The organism is Pedobacter polysacchareus (assembly GCF_019802255.1).
Classification (GTDB): domain Bacteria; phylum Bacteroidota; class Bacteroidia; order Sphingobacteriales; family Sphingobacteriaceae; genus Pedobacter; species Pedobacter polysacchareus.
Genome location: NZ_JAHYSS010000002.1, coordinates 271,053 through 291,459, shown reverse-complemented (window position 1 = coordinate 291,459; position 20,407 = coordinate 271,053). Strand labels below are relative to the sequence as shown.

18 protein-coding genes are annotated in these 20,407 nt (G+C 39.2%); 8 read left to right on the top strand and 10 right to left on the bottom strand.

Annotation, left to right across the window (positions count from 1 at the left end):
• The first annotated feature begins 7 nt into the window (after window positions 1-7).
• The 3 genes from K7X70_RS05100 to K7X70_RS05090 are packed head-to-tail and all read left to right on the top strand — an operon-like array spanning window position 8 to window position 2,107.
• Window positions 8-655 (top strand): hypothetical protein, encoded by a 648-nt coding sequence (locus tag K7X70_RS05100; RefSeq protein WP_222536044.1) that lies wholly within the window; start codon window positions 8-10, stop codon window positions 653-655.
• Window positions 634-1,431 carry a sensor histidine kinase gene (locus K7X70_RS05095; protein ID WP_222536043.1) on the top strand — a complete coding sequence of 266 codons (798 nt, stop codon included), beginning with the start codon at window positions 634-636 and terminating at the stop codon, window positions 1,429-1,431. Before K7X70_RS05100 ends, K7X70_RS05095 begins: the two co-directional genes overlap by 22 nt.
• Before the next feature lie 4 nt (window positions 1,432-1,435).
• Window positions 1,436-2,107 (top strand): response regulator transcription factor, encoded by a 672-nt coding sequence (locus K7X70_RS05090; protein WP_222536042.1) that lies wholly within the window; start codon window positions 1,436-1,438, stop codon window positions 2,105-2,107.
• Window positions 2,108-2,382: 275 nt separating this feature from the next.
• Here the strand turns inward: K7X70_RS05090 and K7X70_RS24525 are convergent, their stop codons facing one another.
• On the bottom strand, window positions 2,383-2,484 hold the full coding sequence (locus tag K7X70_RS24525; protein WP_368388286.1) for an HAD family hydrolase: 102 nt from the start codon (window positions 2,482-2,484) through the stop codon (window positions 2,383-2,385).
• 196 nt (window positions 2,485-2,680) lie between these two features.
• Between K7X70_RS24525 and K7X70_RS05085 the strand changes: the two genes are divergently transcribed.
• Both K7X70_RS05085 and K7X70_RS05080 read left to right on the top strand, forming a co-directional pair.
• Entirely contained in the window at window positions 2,681-3,160 is a 480-nt protein-coding gene (locus K7X70_RS05085) for an Lrp/AsnC family transcriptional regulator (protein ID WP_222536041.1), read from the top strand.
• 23 nt (window positions 3,161-3,183) lie between these two features.
• Entirely contained in the window at window positions 3,184-4,158 is a 975-nt protein-coding gene (locus K7X70_RS05080; protein WP_222536040.1) for an EamA family transporter, read from the top strand.
• Window positions 4,159-4,321: 163 nt separating this feature from the next.
• On the opposite strand, the gene K7X70_RS05075 is transcribed toward K7X70_RS05080, so the two are convergent.
• The 4 genes from K7X70_RS05075 to K7X70_RS05060 form a co-directional block, all read right to left on the bottom strand.
• Window positions 4,322-4,723: a GreA/GreB family elongation factor gene (locus K7X70_RS05075; RefSeq protein WP_222536039.1), complete on the bottom strand. Its 402-nt coding sequence runs from the start codon at window positions 4,721-4,723 to the stop codon at window positions 4,322-4,324.
• A 117-nt stretch (window positions 4,724-4,840) separates the two neighbouring features.
• Window positions 4,841-5,062 carry a hypothetical protein gene (locus tag K7X70_RS05070; protein WP_222536038.1) on the bottom strand — a complete coding sequence of 74 codons (222 nt, stop codon included), beginning with the start codon at window positions 5,060-5,062 and terminating at the stop codon, window positions 4,841-4,843.
• 338 nt (window positions 5,063-5,400) lie between these two features.
• The gene (locus K7X70_RS05065; RefSeq protein WP_222536037.1) at window positions 5,401-5,868 is read right to left on the bottom strand and encodes a hypothetical protein; all 468 of its coding nucleotides are present in this window, start codon (window positions 5,866-5,868) and stop codon (window positions 5,401-5,403) included.
• A 216-nt stretch (window positions 5,869-6,084) separates the two neighbouring features.
• Window positions 6,085-6,735, bottom strand: a complete 651-nt coding sequence (locus K7X70_RS05060) for a hypothetical protein (protein WP_222536036.1) — start codon at window positions 6,733-6,735, stop codon at window positions 6,085-6,087.
• Window positions 6,736-6,882: 147 nt separating this feature from the next.
• Here K7X70_RS05060 and K7X70_RS05055 point away from each other — a divergent pair, with 147 nt between their 5' ends.
• Window positions 6,883-7,203, top strand: a complete 321-nt coding sequence (locus tag K7X70_RS05055; RefSeq protein WP_222536035.1) for a helix-turn-helix domain-containing protein — start codon at window positions 6,883-6,885, stop codon at window positions 7,201-7,203.
• A gap of 92 nt (window positions 7,204-7,295) precedes the next feature.
• Here K7X70_RS05055 and K7X70_RS05050 read toward each other — a convergent pair whose 3' ends face one another.
• Entirely contained in the window at window positions 7,296-8,381 is a 1,086-nt protein-coding gene (locus K7X70_RS05050) for an acyltransferase (RefSeq protein ID WP_222536034.1), read from the bottom strand.
• Between the two features lie 174 nt (window positions 8,382-8,555).
• Between K7X70_RS05050 and K7X70_RS05045 the strand changes: the two genes are divergently transcribed.
• A complete protein-coding gene (locus K7X70_RS05045) occupies window positions 8,556-10,346 on the top strand; it encodes an alpha-L-fucosidase (protein WP_222536033.1) in 1,791 nt (596 codons plus the stop codon).
• 22 nt (window positions 10,347-10,368) lie between these two features.
• Here the strand turns inward: K7X70_RS05045 and K7X70_RS05040 are convergent, their stop codons facing one another.
• The gene (locus K7X70_RS05040; RefSeq protein WP_222536032.1) at window positions 10,369-11,610 is read right to left on the bottom strand and encodes an MFS transporter; all 1,242 of its coding nucleotides are present in this window, start codon (window positions 11,608-11,610) and stop codon (window positions 10,369-10,371) included.
• A 459-nt stretch (window positions 11,611-12,069) separates the two neighbouring features.
• Here K7X70_RS05040 and K7X70_RS05035 point away from each other — a divergent pair, with 459 nt between their 5' ends.
• Entirely contained in the window at window positions 12,070-12,597 is a 528-nt protein-coding gene (locus tag K7X70_RS05035) for a hypothetical protein (protein WP_222536031.1), read from the top strand.
• Window positions 12,598-12,675: 78 nt separating this feature from the next.
• On the opposite strand, the gene glgB is transcribed toward K7X70_RS05035, so the two are convergent.
• The 3 genes from glgB to K7X70_RS05020 all read right to left on the bottom strand — a co-directional run bounded on the left by glgB (window position 12,676) and on the right by K7X70_RS05020 (window position 20,224).
• On the bottom strand, window positions 12,676-14,661 hold the full coding sequence (glgB, locus tag K7X70_RS05030; protein WP_222536030.1) for a 1,4-alpha-glucan branching protein GlgB: 1,986 nt from the start codon (window positions 14,659-14,661) through the stop codon (window positions 12,676-12,678).
• Between the two features lie 23 nt (window positions 14,662-14,684).
• Window positions 14,685-17,156 carry a glycoside hydrolase family 31 protein gene (locus tag K7X70_RS05025; protein ID WP_222536029.1) on the bottom strand — a complete coding sequence of 824 codons (2,472 nt, stop codon included), beginning with the start codon at window positions 17,154-17,156 and terminating at the stop codon, window positions 14,685-14,687.
• A 179-nt stretch (window positions 17,157-17,335) separates the two neighbouring features.
• Window positions 17,336-20,224, bottom strand: coding sequence for a TonB-dependent receptor (locus K7X70_RS05020; protein WP_222536028.1), 2,889 nt, complete (start codon window positions 20,222-20,224; stop codon window positions 17,336-17,338).
• Window positions 20,225-20,407 lie beyond the last annotated feature (183 nt).

Sequence of the window (20,407 nt, the reverse complement as noted above, 5' to 3'; positions counted from 1 at the left end):
TTAAAGAATGGCTTCAACACTAGAAAAAATTTATTTGTACTTTTCAATGGGCATCATTCTTTGCCCATTGATTTTGGCTTTGATTAATGTCAAGTCCTATCCTAAGGAATTAAAAGTAATCACACTATACCTGGTTTCTATTGCAACTCTTGGAGCATATAGTGCCTATTTATGGTCGCAGCTTAAAAATAACCTTCCGGTATTGCACGTTTACACGATGGTTGAATTTACCGGGATTATGCTTTTCTACCAGGTAATCTTCAAAACATATATCGACAAGATCTGGTTTTGGGTGCTCATCACCTGCTTTCTTGCATTTTGCCTAATCAATGCCACCTGTATTCAAGACTGGAAAATATTTAATACCTATCCGCGAACACTGGAAAGCATTTTGGTGATTGGTGCTTCCTTATATTATTATTATAAAATTACCCGTCAAACGCTCTACACACAAATTGAAAAAAGCCCTGTATTCTGGATCAATACCGGCTTCTTTATTTACTTTTCGGGAAGTTTCTTATTGTTTACAATTAGCAATTATATTCTGCCATATAGCTTTAAATTCAACATGATGGTTTGGCAATTCCATGCCTTTCTATCTATTGTTAATAATATTTTAATCTTTATTGGCTTATGGCAGCACAAGAAAACATAGATGTTTACTTTTTTCTCTTTACGGGAATGATTGTCATGTTTATTCTGAGCGCTGCTGTAGTAGTGCTTTTTTTCGTATACCAGAAGAAATTCTATAACCAGCAGGTAAAACTCAGAGAAAAAGAAGCAGAATACCAGCAAAAATTATTGCACAATAACATTGAAAAAATTGAAGAAGAGCGCCGAAGAGTCGCCAAAGATTTACATGATGAGGTAGGCAGTATCTTTTCTACTATCGGTATGAAAATTATACAGTTTGAGAAGAAAAATAGTCCGGCATCCAATGCGGTAGGAGGTATCGACCTGATCAAAGAAACCAAGCTCCTTGTAGATAAGGGCGTCATGAGTGTAAGGCGAATTTCTCACAACATGATTCCCAATGAACTGGAAATGTTTGGGATTGCAGCTGCAATCGAAGAATTATGTTTTCAGATAGAAGGCTCCGACGGACTGGATGTAAGCTTTGAAAGCGAAGGACTCGATAAATGCGGCCGCACAGAAATAGAACTTGCACTTTTCCGCATCACTCAGGAACTCATCAGTAATACAGTGAAACATGCTGCTGCAAAACATGTAGAAATACAGCTTAACTGCACTGAAATGGAAGTGATGTATCAATACAAAGATGACGGCATAGGCTTTGACAAAGACCTGGTTCGCAGAGGATTGGGCATACAGAACATCACCAGCAGAGTAGAAATGAACGGTGGCCAGCTGACCTATCATACCGATAGTCCAGGATTTGGCGTCTCCATCTATTTCCCTATACTAATTTAATAAAATGAACAAATTGATAAAGATTGCAGTTACAGATGACCAGGTGATGTTTAGAGAATGCCTGGTGAATAATATCAAAAGCTTTGGAAACATGGAAGTTATGTTTGAAGCAGGGAATGGACTGGAACTATTAAAAGCCATGGATGAATGTGGTGAGGTTAAACCAGACATCGTACTGATGGACCTGAACATGCCTGAAATGAACGGAATGGAAGCTACTAAACAGTTAAAAATAGCCTTCCCGGATGTACGCGTGATTGTCCTGTCCGTCCATGGTGAAGAGAAACATGTATCCAGGATGATTCAACAGGGCGTAAACGGGTATATCGCTAAAAACTCAGAGTTGAGTGAGCTTAAAAATGCCATTGAAACTACTTATCACAATGGCTTCTACTTCAATGAAATGGTGTTAAAGACCTTACAATCAGGAAAACTACTGAACAAGACTAGCCTAAGGGGCTTTGATGCCAGCTCCTCTCTTACGCAACGCGAAAAAGAAATATTAGGTTTGATTTGTGAAGAATTGACTACTCCGGAAATTGCCGATAGATTGTCGATCAGCTTACGTACGGTGGATGGACACCGAAATAATTTATTGGTTAAAACAGGCGCAAAAAATGTAGCAGGATTAGTCGTATTTGCTTTTAAACACAAGATTATTGATACTGATCTTTAGCTGTCGGTATCGTTATTCGTCTGATAAGCTGAATTGATCAACTTGCTGCGAATAATGTTGTTTTAGCCACTTCTAGATCCTGGAATAACTCATCCGCTATGGCTAATGACGGATGAACTTCCAAATTACGTTGGATCGCAATACACCTTAGTCCAGCTGCTTTCGCAGCTTTGATTCATTTAATGGATCTTCAAATACGATACATTCTTCTTTCTTTTGTCCAAGTGCTGCACAGTTCACCACATCCTCCAAAGCAGCATTGATCTGATACTTTTTCAGTAGATTTTTTGCATTTCATTCCAGCATTCGTAGTGAAAATACTCGGAATCAATTAATGTTCCATCAAGATCAAATAGTGCGGCCTTTAGATTTTTCATCACTTATTTTGAGTTTCCAGTTGACAGGCAATATACAGTGCAATTTTTAAATCACCGTTAACACAGCAATTAAACTGAGCTGAAGAGTTAAAAACAGTTATCTGTACAGAATCCAACAAACACAACAAAAGAGAACAATAATCATAATATATAAATATTTTTTGCATATTATTCTGAATTTATATAAATTTATAGAATGATAATCGAAAACAACATCAATTTAGATAAGATCGATCTTGCTATTTTAAGGTTGATGCAGGAAAATTCAAGGATTTCCAATGTGCACATGGCCAAAGAATTAGAGATGGCTCCCTCTGCGGTGCTGGAACGCGTGAAAAAGTTAGAACAGAAGAATGTGATTACACAATACACAGCGAGAATCAATCCTGCCGCTGTAGACTTAAAATTGCTGGCCTTCATTTCCATGAAAGCCTCTCATAGTATCGGCTGTACCACTACCGCAACGGAATTGTCGAAGATTAAAGAAGTACAGGAAGTACATATTATTGCTGGCGACGACTGTTATCTAGTGAAGGTGAGAACCACAGATTCGGCTTCCTTAATGGCATTAATGAGAGACTCATTTAGCAAAATAACGACCATACAATCTATAAGAACCACCATTGTTCTCGAAACTGTAAAAGAAGAAATACAATTGGTCATCCCAGAAAAATAAATTGAACGCCTACTGAACCTACTATGACAGCTCCAACTAAATCTGCTTCCCCAATAATGGTATATCTGGCTTTTGCTATTGTTTACATCGTTTGGGGCTCCACTTACTTTTTCATTCAAAAAGCCCTTGCTGGTTTTCCTCCATTCATTTTAGGCTCTTTCCGATTTCTGATTGCGGGAGGATTGCTAATTTCTTGGTGTCTGATGAAGGGAGAACAGATTTTTAATAAGAAAAACATCAGGATTGCAGCCATTGGCGGCATATTGATGCTGGGTTTGGGAAATGGAATTGTCATTTGGGTAGAGCAATTTATTCCAAGCGGCCTAGTTGCTATTATGGTGGCTTCTGCAGCAATTTGGTTTGTGATTCTGGATAAACCCAAATGGAAAGAGAATTTAACTAGTAAATCTACGCTGGCCGGTGTGATCATTGGTTTTATTGGCGTAATCTTATTGTTTGGTGAACAAATGATCCACTCCTTTAATACACAGCAGAGTACAAAAGAGGTCATTGGAATGGGATTGTTAGTTCTTGGCCCTATTGGCTGGGCAGGAGGATCACTTTATGCGAAATATAAAACCGATCCTAACAGCTCAGTAACTGTAAATACGGCTTGGCAGATGATTGCTGCAGGACTACTCTTTATCCCTGGCAGTATTTTCAGTTCTGAATATCAGACTTTTAAATGGTCACAAGTTTCTTTGGATGCCTGGATTTCGATTATTTATCTGATTATTTTTGGCTCGATCGCTGCCTTTAGTGCTTATGTATGGTTATTAAAAGTCAGGTCTGCTACACAGGTAAGTACTTATGCTTATGTCAATCCAGTAGTTGCTATTCTATTAAGCCTGACCTTTACGAATGAGAAAATTACTTTTATACAGATTATTGGTCTATTTGTAATCTTAGGAAGTGTGTTGCTGATTAACCTTGTCAAGTATAGAAACGGTGCTAAAGAACTGGTTAAGAAAGACAACTTGCTGATTCAAAAAGTCTAAAAGTTCTAACAGGTTTAAAATTAAGCCTTATTTGAGAAATAACAATTTGCTTCATACTAATAAAGCTGTTCAGGGAGTCCTTGAACAGCTTTTTTGTAAACAATAAGAATGACAAATCAGCAGCTCAGCTTTGGAACTAAGCTGCGCATTTAGTCATTGAATCTTAAGCAATTTTACTCACCTCTTCAATGCGATAAACCTTTATGCCATCAGGCATTTCCCACTGTAATTGGGCGCCTTTTACATAACCTACCATTGCTACCCCAATTGGTGATAAAATAGAAAGTGTTTTATGTTTATCTCTTGCCTTTGCAGGTGCAACCAGTTTGTAAGTAAATTCATTACCAGATTCCATTTCTCTTACCCGCACAGCTCTATCTACGGTTACGACATCTTCTGGCAATTCTTTATTCAATACCTGCTTGGCAAAACGCAGCTCCAGTTTCAATTTATCTTCATTAAACTTACTTAGCTTTCTTCTTCTCAGGTGGTCTTTCAATAAATCAAAGATTCCAGTGGATAAAATGATAGGGGTTTCGTCTATTTTTAATGAACTTGTAGTCATGATATTTTTTTTGTTGAATTAAATAATAAAATAATGTGTGATACCTTAGCCCCAGTCTAATACTCAACTGGGGCTAAACCATCAAAATCCCGATTCCTCCTAACTAATATTCCCATCTTAATCAGCATTAGTTTTTTCTTTTCCAAAAACTGGAAGTTCCTCAGATTTCTCAGATCGATTATGATTTTGAAAAGCGATCATTAACGCAAAAAAACTGATAGACAAGCCTATCCACAACGGTTTAACCGTCAAAATGGACATCAGCAAAACACCTAGATTTAATACAGAAAGCCATACAAGAATACCCCTTAACAAGGGTATGATGCCTGATTTTTTCATGATAAGAAAGAAAAAAGATAGAAGGAAAAAAGAATTAAGGTCAAATCCCCAAACCTTTATAAAGGCTGGGGCTTACTTAATAAAGTCCTTACTGCTTTTAAGAAAAGAATCTCCTAAACGATATTGCAGAGATAAAAAATGGCAAGACACGGCCGATACCCTTCGCAATTGTGTAGCGAGCTGGTTAAAACGGAAGTGATTGATATGCCTAATGGGATCCATTAGCACAAAGGTAGCCCAAATGCTTGGATATAAAAAATGATAGTCGTCTTTTCCATTTCATGCCAGGATGAACACAATAAAGCTCAGCCTGGCATGGATTGAAACGATAAATGCTGTTAATCTTTTAACCTTACATATTTTTCAATAATCTCATGGTCGACACCGATTTTCTCATCCTTTTCCATTCCCTGTTGAATCAAAGTATCCCCTTTCATAGTCAATTTAAAATTAAATGTCTTATGCTCCCATTCTCTGTAATTACAATATTCCAGGTGTTCTGTATACTCATTTCCCTTTAAAGTATATTTACCTCCTCCTGCCACAAAAACAGGCTTAGGATCTTTTCCCTGTTTCAAGTCATGGTTAAAAAAGGCAAAATGCGTATCATTGATGATCTTGATCTGTTTCATGTCTTTTTTATAATCGGTAAATGTAGATTTTCCCTTTTCAATCGTCACCCCAGATACGAGTTGCCAGGTGCCTTGGATAGGTAAATTTTTTGGGATCTGATCTTCAGCATTCATGAAATTTAATACCGGAATCAGTGCGGAGGTGAGGATAATTAAGCCAACTTTTAGGTTCATATCATTATTTGAGTTTAAGAATTTTAGCGTTTTTTGGTTAGGTTATAATTTAAATACATCCTTCGCCTACCATTAAAGGATAAGGTCTTACTAAAATATCAAAATATTATTCAATTAACTCATTATTTTCCCTCCACCTAAAACGAGGTTGGTGACCAGGTCGCTTCCTGAAAGTTAATCAGGGAGCGATGGAAGTCAAAAACCATTTGATGGAAACTATACTGCCTCATAAACAAATCCCATATCCTTATGCTTGTACCTCTTCAAAGCTTGTCCTTTAGCCTCCCCTAAACATTCCTCCAGTGCTTCTTCCAAAAATCCTGCTCTAATCAAATGTCCAGCCCGATTTCTACACACAGTAAAAATTTCCAACGGTGTTTTTGGCTGATTGTCAAAAAAACCTTCCATCATTAAATGGCTAAGTTCAATTCTAGCATGGTGACGAAAAGTAACCTGTTCATTTTCATGGTAACGTCTCGTAGGGTCTGTTTCATTCATCATGTACAATAGTTCCCTCGGAAGTTCTTCATGGACTTGGAAAACCTTATATTGAATAAAATCTCCTTGTTTTGATTGTACTGCCCATAATTTGATTTCTTTGGGAATACCGTCCATGCTTCTGAAAAAGTCAACAGTGTGACAGTTAAATATCTTTGCCATGGCCGACACATCTCCCAGCCACAATTCCTTATTCTGTTTAAATGCCTCCCGATCTGCAATAAATCCCTTTTTCCTACCCATTAAAAAGGAAAGCTCTTCCTGCGAAAATTGGGAAGCGATCCTCTTCAATTGTATGAAATAAATTAGATCAAAATTTAAATAGGTAGTTTTTAGTCCCTTTTCTCTCCTTTTGGTAATAATTGTCATATTTTACGTTTTAATTAATCAAAAGTATAAACAGTATATGGATTAAGGAATAAAATAAGGTTGTAATTAACATAAAACAGGTTGTTTTTTACAATTGATTAATCCATTAGATATTCAGGAAACCACCATAACTTTACCATTAACAAGATGATCAAGAAACCCCATTTAGGAAGAAACTTAAGCCGAATTCGCGGCTACTACGGAATGAAACAAACCACATTAGCTAAAGCATTGGGCATTAGTCAGCAAGCTGTATCAAAAATGGAACAGAAGAATAACATTGGGGATGATTTGCTCCAAAAAATTGCTAAAATTCTAAATGTAAAGCTCAGTTTACTCAAAAAACTTAATCCTGAACTGGATGTACAAAACATCAATAGCAGCCATGATATAGAAAATAACAGTGATATGGGACTCATCATCCAACTGATGAAAAGACTAGTGGAAAACGGTAAAAAGAATCAGTAAACCTCTAGTCTAAAAGCCTATAGTGCCTCTTCGATAGAGGACAAAAAGATTAAAAACACTATCGGAGATGCCTAAGGAAAAAACATTGAAGGTTACATGAGCAACTTTTTCATCCAGTTCAGTCTGGTCAGCAGCCAAACTGCTACAAAAGAGAGCAATAAAGTCATTAAACTGGATATTAACACATTTAATCCCTCATGAAGGTCAAACTGAGCAGCAAGGTATCTGAAAATAATGCCTATAAAAAAGTAGTGTATTAAAAAAACACCAAATGAATACTTGGCAATAGTTTGAATAATCCTGATGAAAACACCCTTTTTAAAGGTCATGCCCTCCACCATTAAAAACACCCCTACTGCTTCCAAAAGCACGTTTGGAGAACAGTAATACCATACCATTTCAATATTTGGAATAGAAAAAGGGACACTGATACTGAGGTAATAAGTAATGCCATAACCGGTTAGAAATAAGACTGCACCAGTAGTTCTTTTAGTAAGTATACTCCATCCTGGCAGGTAAGTATAGAGATAGTATCCCATCAATAAATAACCGATGAAGCCCGATAAATAGTAAAAAGAATGGAATTCATTCCAGTCAGACACGCCAAAAGCCAAGCCGGTTAAAAATTTCAGATAGGGAATAAAAGTAGAGAAAATAAAGATGGACAATACCAATTCCAGCTCTCTTTTTGTGGCCTTAGCAACCCATGGAGAGATGATGGGAATCATTAAATAAAGGCCCGCCAACATATACAGATACCATAAATGCGGGGAGGCATCACCAAAACTAAGGGGCAAGCGAATGATGTCCATCCAAATTTTATCCCAAGATTTGTGCTGGAGAACCCATCCATCAAACCACACATAAGCGACACCCCAGAATAGCAATGCCGGAAGGATTCTCCAGAGTCTTTTTTTATAAAAATCTATGGTATTAAGTTTGGTTGGCAACAGTAAAACTCCAGAAATGAGTACAAATAAAGGCACCGAAAAACGGTATAGAGAACCGATATAAGTTCCCCATTCAAAATTAAAATTACCGTCCTGATTTAAGATGATACTATCATTAGCATGCGCCACGATGACCATAAAAACGGCAATGACTTTTAGTAAATCCAACCAGCTAATCTTCTCTTTATACTTCAATATCGCCTGCTCTGTCCTTAATCGGTCTTCCATATCCTCTTCTACTTTGGGAGGATAAACCTAAATCTTTTAACCCAAACTATCAAGCTTTGCCTTTAAACAGGTAGATCTTGCCAAAAGCGTTTAATCATTGGCTATAAATGAATAACTATAAAAAAACAGGGAACTTATCTTAGTAATCGACTAACCATCAATTGATATCCAAATATGAACGAACTAAAAAAATCCTCCATTTACTTATTTTTATTTTTCTCCACAATCTGTACCTCTTATGCCCAGGACATCGAAAGATGGGATAAAAGCAGTGCTGAAAAAGAAAATCCGAATGCTTCCTGGTTTCAAAATGCCAAGTTCGGCATGTTTATCCATTGGGGATTATATTCTAAATTGGCAGGCGTATGGGAGGGTAAAGATTATTATGGCAGCGGTGAGTGGCTGATGAACCAGGCCAAGATTCCTGCGAAGGCTTATGAGCAGGTTGCCAAGAGTTTTAACCCGCAAAAATTTAATGCTGATGAATGGGCAGACCTGGCGAAAGATGCAGGGATCAAATATATGGTCATTACAGCAAAACACCATGAAGGCTTCGCGATGTACGATTCTAAAGTAAGCGATTTCAACATCGTAAAAGCATCTCCTTATGGCAAGGATCCAATGAAAGCATTGGCCAATGCGACGAGAAAAAGAGGAATTCAATTTGGCTTTTATTATTCTCAATTTCTGGATTGGCATGAGCCGAATGGCGGCGGCAATAAATGGGACTTTAAAGAGGCTGACAAAGATTATTTAAAATATTATAAGGACAAGTCCATCCCGCAGCTAAAAGAACTGCTGACTAATTATGGCGACCTGGGTATTGTCTGGTTTGACATGCCAGGAGGACTAAATAAACAGCAAACACAGGCCTTAGTTGATGAAATGCATGCCTTACAGCCGAAAAGCCTTTTTAGCAGTCGTGTGGGACAGGGATTAGGAGATTACCGTACTTTCGGCGATTCTGAGGTTCCGGCAACGCCGATAAAAGGTGCCTGGGAATCTATTTACACCCATAACGATTCCTGGGGTTACATCAGTCATGATATGAATTTCAAAACACCAGAAGAAATCACGCAGCTACTAGCCAATGTAACTTCTAAAGGAGGAAATCTGATGCTCAATATCGGTCCGGATGGAGAAGGAAACATCCCTTATTACTCAGAAAAATACCTTAGGGAGACTGGCAAATGGTTAAAGAAAAATGGGGAGAGCATTTATGGAAGTACCTATGGCCTTGTCCCGGCCCAGCCATGGGGCGTTACGACTTCCAAACCAGGAAAGTTATTCCTGCATATTCTTAATCCTCCGGAAAATGGAAAAATAAGGGTTCCTGGGATCAATGTAAAGTTGACAAATGTTATCCAGCTTGGCAGCAAAGCGACATTAAAATATGAAATTAAAGACCAGATACTTTATGTAGACCTACCTTTAAAAACTGATCCTTATCATGCGGTCATTGAAGTTGCCTTTAATGGGCAGCTCAATGATGGTTACCTAAACAATATACCTACGGTTTCCGCTTCCTACCCGAACAATATGCTGGAGGTAGTTCATTCAAAAACCATCGGGGCCGCAAAAATGCAGACCTTAACCTACAGTCATTATTTTGGCGATTGGAAGCATACCACCTGCATCACAAATATGGTAAAACCAGAAGATCAAACCACTTTCCAATTTAACATCACCTCTCCAGGCGACTATAAAGTGCTGTTGGAATATGCTTGTCCAGAGGCCAGTGCAAAACAAGAAGGGATCATGGAATTTGACCATAAAACCTATAAATTTCAAACTTTAAGGACTTCTGAATTCAATTCCAGCAAACCTTTGCTATTTATTAAGCATCCTGTAGCAACAGTCACCGTTCTAAAACCAGGAATATATACCTTGAACTTAAGGCCTGAAGCGAATAATACCAAAGAACTATTTAAATTGAAATCCGTGATTCTTCAACCCATCAAATAGAGCTGTTGTCCATCCTAAGGATTTAGTCTTCTACGAAGTCCAGGTCCTTATGATGGGTTTCAGGAATGGTTTTGATGCAATAAAATCCTATTCCGAAACAAAGCAGGCCAATAATTGCAGCGGCATTCAATTCCATCACATGGGGTTTTAAAAAAGTATAACCGGTAGTCATCAGGACTACCGTTCCCCGTACCATATTTGGGATAGTAGTGGCTGCTGTTGCCCTTACGTTTGTACCAAATTGCTCCGCACCAATCGTTACAAACATCGCCCAGTAGCCAATGCCAAATCCTACCCATAAACACATGGCGTACAGTCCTTTTGTAGTGGAAATGCCTCCATACAGAAAAATCAGACTTCCTATGGCCGCAAACATCATCAGGTAAGCCACAGCCTTGCGACGTGATTCCAGCCAATAGCTGATGATCCCACTCACCAAATCTCCCGCAGCAAGACCGACATAACACCACATCACTGCTAATCCTGGTTTTATTGCTTCAGAAATATGTAAAGCTTTACCGATCTCATTACTAAATGTAGCCAGAATACCAATCACGAACCAGGTAGGTAAGCCTACACCAATACATTTTAAATATAAAATCAACCTGCTTTTCTTAGTAAAAAAAGAAAGAAAATCGCCCTTGCTCAATTGCTGTTTGGCTTTCATGGCATGAAACATTCCCGATTCAAAAACACCGATTCGAAGGAATAACAACAGAATTCCCATTCCACCGCCAATGAAATAAGCATTTCGCCAGCTAAAAAGTTCTACAGTGAAATAACCGACTACCGCACCGAGCAATCCTACTCCTGCTACCAGGGAAGTCCCTAATGCTCTCAGTTTTTTCGGTAAACTTTCAGAAACCAGTGTGATCCCAGCGCCAAGCTCCCCAGCCAAACCTATTCCTGCTATAAAACGCAAAATCTTGTACACAAAAACATCCTGTACAAATCCACAGGCAAAATTGGCAATAGAATAAGTGATAATGGAACCAAAAAGTACAGATAACCGACCTTTTTTATCGCCCAATACCCCCCATAGAATTCCCCCCAGCAGTAAACCGGTCATCTGCCAATTGATGATACTGGCTCCTTCAACAGACCGTGCAGCCTCATCGAGGCCCAATTCTGTTAAGCTGGGAATCCTGACAATACCAAATAAAAGTAAATCATAGATGTCTACAAAATAGCCAAGAGAGGCTACAATTACAGGTGCACTCAGCAAATAAGCCCAGGCACTCTTTTCTTTAATGGTGGTGGTCATGTAGGTAATGGTTGGTTTGTTGGTTGGTTGAAATCTATTTCTAATGTAACAATTCCATGATTAATAATTTCATTTTTATAAAAAACCAAAGCAGCCTGTTATTTTAACCAGGTTGCCTTTGCCCATATCCCTTCTAAAGGTCCTTGTTTTTAATGCAAAAGCTCCTGCTTTCTTTCGAATCCAGAAACAGCAAATTATATTTATCACTGATTAACGATGTCCAGATGCCAGCAAACCAAACGTTTTGATATTAAGCCACATATCCTTATCTTTGTAGAAAAAAAGGCCATGTTAAAGTACCCTCCTCTTCCGTTTATCAGCAGCAGTCCAATGGCTTGCCTGCATCGGATAGGCATGGAATATCCTTTTTATCCCTGCTGATATTCAGCCATTAACAACAATAACGATTTCATAACACCCCGAATTTTTCTTATCGGATTAAAAACGACACGATTCCTTATGGACATTTTATATACCACCGAAGAAAAGTATTTGGAAGCTCTTGAAGAATTAAATTTCGGAGAGCCGCCAAAAGCACTTCACTTACTAAATGCAATTATCCAGGAAGATCCTGAATATGCAAGAGCTTACTGCAGCCTGGCAAATATCTATCAGGATAAACTTAAAAATTACCAAACTGCAGGCTATTATTACAAAAAATGTATAGACTTAGATCCGGAATTTCCGGATGTTTACCTGCCTTATTTGCGTCTGCTTTGCACTTTAGAAATGTCAAGATTAGTAGAGCAGGTCTTTAAACAAGCACTGGCTACGAAAGGCGTTTGCAAATGCTGCATTTATGAACAAATGGGAATTTACGCAGAGCAGGATAAAAGATGGGAAGCAGCGAATGAATTCTATAAGAAAGCGCTGTTAAACAGCACTGGCATAGAAGATAAAAGTGCACTCCATGATAATCTGGAACGACTAAAAGACAAAAAGAGATTAACTTCTCAGGTGATTTACAACTTTCAATCACCAGATTAAAACATAAATTCTTTAGTTTTAAACGACAATAGCCTCCATAAATGGAGGCTATTGTCGTTTAAATAGCGCTATAAATACCTATTTCCCTTGTTTCAATACGATCGCTCCCAAAGGGGGAAGTTGCAATTGAATAGAATATTCGCGGCCATGACAAGTTAACGGTTCAGGTGCCAGCAGAATGCCTTGATTTCCTTTTCCACTGCCAAAAAATTCCTCTGCATCTGTATTAAATATCTCTTTCCATTTTGCTTTGAAAGGGAGTCCGATGCGGTAATTTTCCCGTAAAACAGGTGTCATATTCAAAATGACGATTAATGTATCTTTCGCTTTAAGCCCTTTTCTCAGGTATACATAAACAGAATTATCGGTATCATCCGCGTTAATCCATTCAAAGCCCTCATAAGAAAAACTATGTTCATAGAGTGCAGGTTCGCTGCGATAAAAATTATTTAGCGCCCTCACGGTTTTCTGCATGCCCAGATGAGGTGCATGCTGGAGCAAATGCCAATCCAGGGAGCTTTTAAAATCCCATTCATGTGTTTGCGCGAACTCATTTCCCATGAATAGCAGTTTGGTTCCTGGCTGCGTAAACATATAAGCATATAAAAGGCGGAGGTTGGCAAACTTCTGCCATTCATCACCGGGCATCTTATAGATCATAGAAGATTTCCCATGCACGACCTCATCATGAGAAAAAGGAAGCATAAACTTCTCAGTAAAGGCATAAGTAGCACTAAAAGTAAGCTGGTGATGATGAAAACTGCGGTTCAGCGGATCATTCTTGAAATACTTCAAGGTATCATTCATCCATCCCATCATCCATTTCATACCAAAACCCAGTCCACCATCCTTTACCGGATGTGTCACTCCGGGATAAGTACTACTTTCTTCTGCGATCATATGTATGCCCTCAAAGCTACCGTAAACGGCCTCATTCAAGTCCTTAAGAAACTGTATCGCCCCCAGATTTTCCGATCCGCCGAACTCATTCGTTGCAGCTTCTTCGGCTTTTCTTGAAAAATTAAAATACAGCATTGAAGCTACCGCATCTACGCGAAGTCCATCTGCATGAAATTTATCCATCCAAAACATCGCATTACTGATTAAGAAAGACCGAACCTCGTTTCTATCATAATTAAAAATGTACGACTTCCAATCTGGGTGAAAACCTTTCCTCATATCTGCGTGCTCATACAAATGAGTACCATCAAAATGAAAAAGCCCATGCGCATCCCCAGGAAAATGGGAAGGCACCCAATCCAGGATCACTCCGATATCATGTTTATGAAGTTCATCAATCAGGTACATCAATTCTTCTGGAGTCCCATGCCTGGAACTCGCTGCAAAATATCCGGTAATCTGGTAGCCCCAGGAGGGAAAATAAGGGTATTCCATGATGGGCATCAACTCTACATGGGTAAAGCCCATATCCAGGATATAAGGCACCAGGCTAGTGGCAATTTCCTGATAAGTGAGCACGCGCTGCGGTTCTGCAGGATCCCTTTGCCAGGAGCCTAAATGCAGTTCATATACCGATAATGGCTGATTTAGTGCATTTATCTTTGGCCGTTTTTTCAGCCAGTTTTTATCCTTCCATCGGTAATCGGCTTCCCAAATCACCGAAGCTGTTCTTGGAGGGTGTTCCCAATGCCTGGCAAATGGATCACCTTTCTGGATGTCTACGCCATCGAAACCTTTAATTCCATACTTGTAAACCTCTCCATTTTTAAGGTCAGGGATAAAGCCTTCCCAGATTCCGGAGGCATCCCATCGCTTGTTCAATGGATGAGCACTGGCATCCCATTGGTTAAAATTACCAATCACACTTACATTTTGTGCATTTGGTGCCCAAACAGCGAAATAGGCGCCCTCTCTGCCAGCAACCTGCTGCAGGTGGCCCCCCATTTTTTCATACAGTCGGAAATGCTTTCCGCTGACAAACAAGGACACATCAAAATCAGTAAATAAGCTATACACCCAAACACTTTTATGCTGTTGCCCAACTGCTGGCACTGCTTTATCATCTACTATTTTATCGGAATTGCGCTTAACTGGTATGCTCATGAAATTGATTTTAATTTGTTATCCTACTCACCATATATCTTTACTGTCATGAAATTCTTGTTGGATTTGAAACGCAAGCAATTACGTTCATCCACATAATAATCTTTTACATCCTTTTCATCTACTGTGATTTTGTTCACTTTAAATGGAATTCCGATCACTGTATAGTCGTACAACTCATAATTTGGAGTATAAAGACCGGCTACACTTTGCTCGATACTCAGTTTCTGAGCGTCACCTTTTACACTAAACTTTTTCTCTGAATATATATCTTGTTCGTAGGCAAATGTATCTCCATGATCTTCATAGAAAAAGGAATTGACCTCATAATCTGAATAATAGATATTGAGCAATACCTCATCGATATTTTTCTCGCCTACATATTGCATCACTGGATATTCAGGAATGACAGAGCCTGCGCGCACAAATAGCGGCATATGGTCTAAAGCAGCCTGGATCAGGTGTTCACTTTCTCCGCTTAGGATTTCATGCGTCCAGAAATTATACCATTTACCTTTAGGTAAGTACACCATTCTAGAGGTTGCACCTTGCTCCAAAACCGGACAAACCAGGATTTTATCCCCAAAAGTAAACTCATCCTGACGGTAATGATTGCCAACATTTTCCTGCTCCAGCATAACTAAAGGTCTGAGGATAGGGAAACCATAACGGTGATGCTCCCAGAACACAGAATATAAGTAAGGCATCAATCGATACCTCAATTCAATAAAAGTCCGGTTGATGCTCGTATAAGGCTCTCCAAAGCTCCAGGGCTCTCTTTCCGCGGTATCTCCTGCGGAGTGTGCACGCATAAAAGGAGAAAAAGTACCGAGTTGAATCCAGCGCGTAAACAATTCTGCATCTGGTTCGCCGCTAAATCCACCAATATCTGTTCCGCAGAATGGAACGCCGGAAACCGACATCCGCTGACACTGGATATTGCCCATTTTTAAATGCTCCCAGGTTGCTACGTTATCACCTGTCCACACACAACCATACCTTTGCATTCCAGAATAACCTGCTCTGGTAATGGTAAAAGGACGTTTATTGCGCATCAACTTCTTTAATCCATCATAAGTAGAGCGGACCATCTGCATCCCGTACACATTATGTGCCTTGCGATGTGAGCCTCTATACCCATCATAATTATGCCTTACATCATTCGGAAAAGTTCCTGCGCCAAAAACTGCAGGCTCATTCATGTCGTTCCAAACTCCAGCCACGCCAATATCTACCAGTTCCTTGTATAAGTTACCCCACCATTCCCTGACTGCAGGGTTGGTAAAGTCGGGGAACTGGCACCTACCTGGCCAAACATGACCTTCCATAAAATAATCATCACTCCTTCTACAGAAATAATTGTTCGCTTTACCTTCTTTAAAAACCCAGTAATTATCATCTACTTTAATCCCCGGATCAATCATCACCACCGTTTTAAAGCCATCATTAGCTAATTCTTTGATCATCCTTTTAGGATCTGGGAAATAGTTTTTATTCCAGGTAAAGCAGCGGTAACCGTCCATATAATCAATATCAAGATAGATTGCATCACAAGGGATATTCCTGGAACGGAAGCCATCGGCGATTTCTTTCACCTTCTTTTCCGGGTAGTAACTCCACCTGCATTGATGGTAGCCCAGCGCCCATTTAGGCGGCATTGGATGCGTCCCTGTTAAGGTCTGGTATCTTTTAACCACGTCCATCATGTGTGGCCCATGGATATAATAATATTGCAATTCACCACCATCAGCCCAAAAACTGGTCTTCTGGTTATCTTCTTTTCCAAAGTCAAAATAAGAGCGGAAGGTATTGTCGAAGAAAATACCATAAGCCGCCTGCTGATGTACGCCAACATAGAAAGGAATGGTGCGATACAAAGGATCCTGATCCCATCCAAAGGAATAAGCATCAGTATTCCAGTTTTGGAAATGGCGACCTCTCAGGTTCATATTCCCCGATTTATCACCTAAGCCAAAGAAATTTTCTTCCGCACGGCATTTCTTAGTCGCATAAACATAGTAACCACCAAATTCCACATTTTCCTCCCAGTGCATCGGCGCGTCATCCTCGCTCATCACCATCTGATTCAGGTTCTCCACAAAGGAGATGTTGAAATCTGCCTTTGCAACCTTACAAGTGATGGTATTTGTAGAAATTGCATAGTGATCCTCCAGCTCATTCATATTGAAAGTAGTCACTTTTTGATCCACCACGGGTACGGCATAGGAGAAATCATCCAGAAAAACACCGTGAGGTGCCAATCTTACCCTGATGATTTCATCGCTCACTACCCTGACTTCTACACAAGCATCTCCATCAGAGAAGAAAAACTTATTTCCTTCCTTACTTACCTTCTGAACAGCAGACAAATATTTTTTTACAATAGGTTTTAAGTCGGTAACAGGATTATTTAAATGTTGAATTATATCCTCAACAATTTCGGGAATTTTCTCCTCCTCTTTTATTTCTCTTCCTTGTTCGTGTTGTTCTTCCATTAAAATCGTTTTTTATAAGTAGTAGATTGGTAGATCGTGTATTTTATACAACTAAGATTGTTAAAATTTACAGTAAACCAAAGGATTATTTTAAGCTTCTGAATTGGTAGCTAAAACCTTAGCGAATAAAAAACCCCGGCATTCCTGCCAGGGTTTCTCAAATTTAAAGTAACGAGAGACTATGGATTGAATACATAAGACACATAATACAGCGCTCCAACAGAAGGATTACCATAAGAAGTGAAGTAGTATTTATTCAATATGTTAGAGCCGCCAATCTTAATCATAGAGTTCACCGAAGGGATTTTTAGGTTCACCTGTGCATCAAGTGTACTGAATGCAGGTACTTCTCCTGAAGCAAAAGAAGAGTTCCAGTAGAATTTACCTTGCCAGCGCCAGTTCACATTAAAGCCTACATTTTTGATGATTTCACGGTTACCAAATCCTAAGTTATAACGGAATTCAGGCGTATTAAAATCATTGATATAATCATCAGGAAGATCACCGATCTTGTTGTAAGAAACGTTACCACTCAAATTATATTTACCAATCAGATAATCCAGACCGATAGCACCACCATAAGTTTTCACTTCTCCTGTCGCATTTACCGGAACTCCAAACTTGGTGAAAGCACCATCTCTATTCTGATACACATCAACAGCAGTAATGAAATCTTTATAAATGCTGTAATAAGCGTAAGCATCAATCAGGACTTTAGGACCTAACAAGCCTTTGTAACCCAATTCATAAGCTTGTACACTTTCCGGACGAACACCTTTAACATCAAAATCATAAGCCTTTAATAAAGCTGGATTTGGTGCACCTGCTGAAGCAGAAGCTAAGAATGCACGGTAACTCACATCGGTATAAGGCTTATTGGTCAGCAATTCATATTTGTTCAAACTTGCTGGTAAACCACCAATCAATCGCTGAGAACCACCACCCACAGATAAATCTATGTACTGATTCTGTGTGGTTGGGTTACGGTAACCAGTTTGATAAGAAACACGGATGTTGTTATTTGGTGCAACAGTGAATACACCGGTGATCCTCGGCGTAAACCTGCCGTCAAAATTAGAGCTCTTATCATAACGGCCAGAGAACGTTAATTTCACCTTTTCATTAAAGAATTTCTTACCGATCTGAGCAAATGCACCGTATTCATTGATGTCGATACTGTTGTTAAGATCATCGAAAATTGTACCGCCAGACCTCAACTGGTACATGCGATAAGAAGAACCTACTTGTAATTCCACTACATTATTCAATGCATTCGTAAAATTATACATGCCTTCATAATGATATAAATTGGTTTTATCATTGAATTTAGCTCCATAAATGCCTTTTTTGAAATCTGTACTGGCAATAGTAGTATTCATGATCTTATCTTTTGCAGCCTCAAACTCAGGAGATCCTGGCTGGAATCTGCCTCTATCTGCTGCTGCTCTTGCCGCAGCATGTGCCTGAGCGTCTGTTACGCCCGGAGCTGATGCCTTTGCACCGATAAAATTACCTACATATTCAGGAAACCAATCTGTTGATTTCTTAGAAGATTCATTGATATAACTACCCAAAATAGAAGAGATATAAGAATCTCCGGAACGCTCCTGAGTGGTGTATCCTTTTAAGAAGAAATCCTGGCCTTTTAATTCCAGTTTATATTGTCCGATGCTAAAATTACGCAGTGAGTAGCGGTCAGAGCCAGTATATACAGATGTTCCAGTTCCCCAGTTGGCCTGTGCAATCGCTTCAATAGTTGGCGAAAAACGATAGTGTAAGGCACCGGAAGCTTTCAGCGACTGTGTTTTATAGTCTACCAAACTTACCTCTTCATAACCTGTTCTGGATACCGCCTGATCAGGGAGTAATGCTGGATTTGCCAATCCTGCAACAAAAGGTCTAAACCTTGGGTCTGTTCCTAAAAAGCCATTTAAAGCGGCTAAACCAGCCGGATTAGATTTAAACCCAGCAATCTGAGCAGCTGTTGGTGGGGCCGACAACCCCAGGGCTTGCTGTACAAAACCGGAAGTTCCAGCGTTTATAGCCGCTTGAGCCACATTTTTCATATTCTGACTTACTTCATCTCCATACACGTTAATCCCGTCATAGTTAGGATCTGAAATTCTATTCCCCTCTTTTACCTTACGTGCAGCACGGTCAAAATCGGTGTAATTGTTGGCATGCCAATCTTCTGCCTGCAGGAAAGAGAAACTTCCTTTGAATGCAAATTTATTGTTCCATGCTTTCGCCACACGAACATCCAGCTGATTGAAAGGCTGTACATCAGTAGTCCCATCATTCACATGGTTGATCCCGCTTTTAAATTGAAAACTTGCGCCCTGATAATCGTAAGGATTTTTTGACGTGATCAGCATAGTACCACTAATTCCGCCTGCCCCGTACAATGCCGAAGAAGCACCTGGTAACAGCTCTACATTATCTACATCAAGGTCGTTGATCCCAACAATGTTGCCCACAGAAAAATTTAGTCCTGGAGCCTGATTGTCCATTCCATCCACATATTGATTGAAACGTGTATTTCCATTGGAGTTAAATCCTCTAGTATTGATAGATTTAAAAGTTAAACTTTGTGTACTCATCTCTACTCCTTTCATGTTCGATAAAGCGTCATAGAAAGACGGCGCGGCAATTTCTTTGATGGCAGTAGCACCCATTCTTTCTACCGAAACCGGAGATTCTAAAATACGCTCTGGTGTTCTTGAAGCAGAAATAACCACTTCTTGTCCCAGAATACCCACTTGTTCCATTGCTGCATCTACATTTGATGCGTTTCCTGTAATTTGCTTCTCGATAGGCGCATATCCTACATAGGAAATGACCAAAATAAAAGGAGCTTTCTGCGAAGTACTAAAATTGTACTTTCCATTGATGTCCGTTGCTGTGCCGGAGGTAGTGCCTTTAACGGTAATCCCAACACCTGGTATTGGCTCCTTAGTGATTTTATCAGTAATTGTCCCACTAATGATCACATTTTGTGCCTGTGCAAATACGGCGGTCATACACAGCAATAAAAACGTGAGGATCGTTTTTGTAAAAGTTTTGCTCATACTCGAGAATTTATAATTGGTTAATTTATCTTAAAATTAATACAATTTTTTAATTATCCAAACTGAATTTTGTACACAATTTAATTGACGAAATCTAATTTTCATTTTAAATGAATTAAGTTTTATGTTAAATTGCGAAGGCACAAAAAATCTATTCCCTTTTATTGACAAGATAAAGCGTAC

Bases quoted from the DNA above. Each gene is read 5' to 3' on its own strand.
- K7X70_RS05035 (WP_222536031.1), top strand. From the start codon at position 12,070: ATGGACATTTTATATACCACCGAAGAAAAGTATTTGGAAGCTCTTGAA.
- K7X70_RS05070 (WP_222536038.1), bottom strand. From the start codon at position 5,062: ATGAAAAAATCAGGCATCATACCCTTGTTAAGGGGTATTCTTGTATGG.
- K7X70_RS05080 (WP_222536040.1), top strand. From the start codon at position 3,184: ATGACAGCTCCAACTAAATCTGCTTCCCCAATAATGGTATATCTGGCT.
- K7X70_RS05040 (WP_222536032.1), bottom strand. From the start codon at position 11,610: ATGACCACCACCATTAAAGAAAAGAGTGCCTGGGCTTATTTGCTGAGT.
- K7X70_RS05025 (WP_222536029.1), bottom strand. From the start codon at position 17,156: ATGGAAGAACAACACGAACAAGGAAGAGAAATAAAAGAGGAGGAGAAA.
- K7X70_RS05045 (WP_222536033.1), top strand. From the start codon at position 8,556: ATGAACGAACTAAAAAAATCCTCCATTTACTTATTTTTATTTTTCTCC.
- K7X70_RS05100 (WP_222536044.1), top strand. From the start codon at position 8: ATGGCTTCAACACTAGAAAAAATTTATTTGTACTTTTCAATGGGCATC.
- K7X70_RS05065 (WP_222536037.1), bottom strand. From the start codon at position 5,868: ATGAACCTAAAAGTTGGCTTAATTATCCTCACCTCCGCACTGATTCCG.
- K7X70_RS05050 (WP_222536034.1), bottom strand. From the start codon at position 8,381: ATGGAAGACCGATTAAGGACAGAGCAGGCGATATTGAAGTATAAAGAG.
- K7X70_RS05095 (WP_222536043.1), top strand. From the start codon at position 634: ATGGCAGCACAAGAAAACATAGATGTTTACTTTTTTCTCTTTACGGGA.
- K7X70_RS05085 (WP_222536041.1), top strand. From the start codon at position 2,681: ATGATAATCGAAAACAACATCAATTTAGATAAGATCGATCTTGCTATT.
- K7X70_RS05055 (WP_222536035.1), top strand. From the start codon at position 6,883: ATGATCAAGAAACCCCATTTAGGAAGAAACTTAAGCCGAATTCGCGGC.
- K7X70_RS05075 (WP_222536039.1), bottom strand. From the start codon at position 4,723: ATGACTACAAGTTCATTAAAAATAGACGAAACCCCTATCATTTTATCC.
- glgB (WP_222536030.1), bottom strand. From the start codon at position 14,661: ATGAGCATACCAGTTAAGCGCAATTCCGATAAAATAGTAGATGATAAA.
- K7X70_RS05060 (WP_222536036.1), bottom strand. From the start codon at position 6,735: ATGACAATTATTACCAAAAGGAGAGAAAAGGGACTAAAAACTACCTAT.
- K7X70_RS24525 (WP_368388286.1), bottom strand. From the start codon at position 2,484: ATGAAAAATCTAAAGGCCGCACTATTTGATCTTGATGGAACATTAATT.
- K7X70_RS05090 (WP_222536042.1), top strand. From the start codon at position 1,436: ATGAACAAATTGATAAAGATTGCAGTTACAGATGACCAGGTGATGTTT.
- K7X70_RS05020 (WP_222536028.1), bottom strand. From the start codon at position 20,224: ATGAGCAAAACTTTTACAAAAACGATCCTCACGTTTTTATTGCTGTGT.